The following is a 3,530-nucleotide window of genomic DNA, read 5'->3' as shown; positions in this document are numbered from 1 at the left end:
CGACGCCGCCGGGCGCGAGACCGCCCGCCGCATCGGCGAGCACCTCACCCTGGCCCAGTGGTGGGACCCGGCCGGGCGCCTGACCGGCCAGGCCCTCACCGCCGGCCCGGAGGCGGCCACCGTCCAGCAGCGCACGTACCACTACCGGCCGGACGGCCACCTCACCGCCGTCGACGACCTCCTGTCCGGCCACCGCGCCTTCGACCTCGACCCGGCCGGACGCGTCACCGCCGTCACCGCGGCCGACTGGAGCGAGACCTACGCCTACGACGCGGCCGGCAACCAGACCTCCGCCTCCTGGCCCGCCGGGCACGCCGCCGCCGACGCCACCGGCGAGCGCACCTACACCGGCACCCGCCTCACCCGCGCCGGGCGCTTCCGCTACGAGTACGACGCGGCCGGCCGCACCGTCCTGCGGCAGCGCGTCCGGCTGTCGAAGAAGCCCGACACCTGGCGCTACGAGTGGGACGCCGAGGACCGCCTCACCACCGTCACCACCCCCGACGGCACCCGCTGGCGCTACCTCTACGACCCGCTGGGCCGCCGTATCGCCAAGCAGCGCCTGGCGGCGGACGGGGAGACCGTCACCGAACAGGTGGACTTCACCTGGGACGGCCCGGTCCTCGTCGAGCAGACCACCACCTCACCCGATCTGCCGCACCCGGTCGCCCTCACCTGGGACCACGACGGCCACCGCCCCCTGGCCCAGACCGAACGCCTCCTCGATCCCGCCGACCAGAGCGAGATCGACCGGCGGTTCTTCGCCATCGTCACCGACCTCGTGGGCGCCCCCACCGAACTCGTCGACGAGACGGGCGAGATCGCCTGGCACACCCGCACCACCCTGTGGGGCACCACCACCTGGAACCGCGACGCCACCACCTACACGCCGCTGCGGTTCCCCGGCCAGTACCACGACCCCGAGACCGGCCTGCACTACAACCACTTCCGCTACTACGACCCGGCCACCGCCCGCTACACCACCCCCGACCCCCTCGGCCTGGCCCCCGCCCCCAACCCGGCCACCTACGTCCACAACCCCCACACCTGGTGCGACCCCCTCGGCCTCGCACCGGACTACCCGGATGATGACGGTCCCGCCATCGGCGACTACACATCTAAGGGTGCGGGCCAAGACCTCAAGCGATCGGCCATGGTGGGTGATGACCCGTGGCACTTCAACACCGGCCACGGTTACGACCGTGCTCACACCGGACCGGGCGGGGTTCAAAATGACCTACGCACCACCGGACTGAAACCGGACCAGATCGAGCAGGCTATCGTCTCAGATGTATACAGATTCATGGAGGGAGGCGGCACTGTCCCCACCCCTGGGCCTGGTTTCTCCGGTCCATTGGAAAGAACCGTGCAGATCGATGGGCACGCTGTCGGGTATCGGGTGATCCATAGGCCGGACGGTGCTTACCAGTTGTCCACGTACTGGCTCAACTAACCCGCAGCAGGGAATGAAAAAGTAATGCGGAACCGCCTGATAATACTTGTTTTCGGGCGGAAAAGGAAGCGGATCCACCTGCCAGGGACGTGCCGTGCGTGAACTTCTCAGCATTCAGCATCAGGCACGGATTATCGACGCTCTCAGAAAGCACTGACACGCGAAGGAAAAGAATGTCCGACCTGACCTCCACTGCCAGAAACCTGAGCCAGGCCATTGATGATCCAGCCGGCGGCCAGGTCTACGAGGCCGTCAGAGAATACGTAGAGAAGATCACCTTTGCGTCAGCCGACGATATTCTCGCAACACTCCAAGAGGTCCTGGGCGAGGACTGGATGGCATTGCCGCCCTGGGCTCGCAACCTTGCGTATCGCCTGGCTTGCCTGCAACACCCCGACGACGCAAACCTGCTACGGGAGGCGGCAGCTGATCTTCTTTGCTTCGGCCCGGACTGGGATGATGTTGCCGACAGCCTCAAACAGCGCGCCGAAGATTTGGAGTGCCATGAATGATTGAGGTGATCCCCACTTCCTCAACCGCGGGAAAAGAATGCGGGAGCCGGTATCACATGGAGCGGAAAAATACTGCTGTTTCCTGTCCGCTGCTGCGAGGTCTCGATCGGTTACCTTCGATGATACCACCGGCCGTCAGCCGGTCTGGTCTGCATCGTCGGGATACGGCCACCATGGCCTCAGCTCACGAAGAGGCCAAATGGTTTACCGACTCGGACGACCAGGACGAGATCGGCCCGCCGGACTGCCCTGCCCGCCTCGCGGACAGCATTGACTTCACTTGGGAAAGTGAATGTTAGGCATGCAGTCAATGCAACTTCACCGGGGTAAGGTGGAGTTCCCATGAACATCACTCTGAACAGCATCGACGCCGTGGTGACGAACGCTCCGTTGCCTTTTGCTCCGCGTCTGGCCCTGGACGTACCTCAGGTGGTCGTCGGCGGTTCGCGAGCAGGGCGGAGTTCGAGCAGCAGGTACGGACCACCTTCGGCAGCCTGCGGTGGTTGTGGTCGGAGGAGAACGACATCCGGTTCGGCAAGGGGAGTCACGAGCTGGTGAGCGTCGGGCTCCACGTGCCGACCGAGGCCGCTCCCGCGGAAGCCCGCTTCCACGTCCCCGACGGGCTTCCGACCCTCCAAGGTGGGCTCCGCGCGAACGAGGTACGCGATTTCGGCATGCCGTAGGCGACCGTGCTGCACTGCGGCACCGACGCCGCCGGGCGCGAGACCGCCCGCCGCATCGGCGAGCACCTCACCCTGGCCCAGTGGTGGGACCCGGCCGGGCGCCTGACCGGCCAGGCCCTCACCGCCGGCCCGGAGGCGGCCACCGTCCAGCAGCGCACGTACCACTACCGGCCGGACGGCCACCTCACCGCCGTCGACGACCTCCTGTCCGGCCACCGCGCCTTCGACCTCGACCCGGCCGGACGCGTCACCGCCGTCACCGCGGCCGACTGGAGCGAGACCTACGCCTACGACGCGGCCGGCAACCAGACCTCCGCCTCCTGGCCCGCCGGGCACGCCGCCGCCGACGCCACCGGCGAGCGCACCTACACCGGCACCCGCCTCACCCGCGCCGGGCGCTTCCGCTACGAGTACGACGCGGCCGGCCGCACCGTCCTGCGGCAGCGCGTCCGGCTGTCGAAGAAGCCCGACACCTGGCGCTACGAGTGGGACGCCGAGGACCGCCTCACCACCGTCACCACCCCCGACGGCACCCGCTGGCGCTACCTCTACGACCCGCTGGGCCGCCGTATCGCCAAGCAGCGCCTGGCGGCGGACGGGGAGACCGTCACCGAACAGGTGGACTTCACCTGGGACGGCCCGGTCCTCGTCGAGCAGACCACCACCTCACCCGATCTGCCGCACCCGGTCGCCCTCACCTGGGACCACGACGGCCACCGCCCCCTGGCCCAGACCGAACGCCTCCTCGATCCCGCCGACCAGAGCGAGATCGACCGGCGGTTCTTCGCCATCGTCACCGACCTCGTGGGCGCCCCCACCGAACTCGTCGACGAGACGGGCGAGATCGCCTGGCACACCCGCACCACCCTGTGGGGCACCACC

At 68.2% G+C, this 3,530-nt stretch carries 2 protein-coding genes and 1 pseudogene; all 3 read left to right on the top strand.

The annotated features are described in order from the left end of the window. Window positions 1-1,453: RHS repeat-associated core domain-containing protein (locus tag CUT83_RS04250; RefSeq protein ID WP_143688487.1), on the top strand; the 1,453-nt coding region annotated here is incomplete at its 5' end. 173 nt (window positions 1,454-1,626) lie between these two features. Next, window positions 1,627-1,965 (top strand): hypothetical protein, encoded by a 339-nt coding sequence (locus CUT83_RS04245; protein WP_101254533.1) that lies wholly within the window; start codon window positions 1,627-1,629, stop codon window positions 1,963-1,965. Between the two features lie 707 nt (window positions 1,966-2,672). Further along, window positions 2,673-3,530: pseudogene (locus CUT83_RS04235) on the top strand (RHS domain-containing protein); the annotation flags it as partial.

The sequence above is a fragment of the Streptomyces barkulensis genome (genome assembly GCF_002843305.1).
GTDB classification, from domain to species: domain Bacteria; phylum Actinomycetota; class Actinomycetes; order Streptomycetales; family Streptomycetaceae; genus Streptomyces; species Streptomyces barkulensis.
The sequence above is the reverse complement of the archived record's forward strand: the minus strand, read 5'-3'. Positions and strand labels throughout refer to the sequence as shown.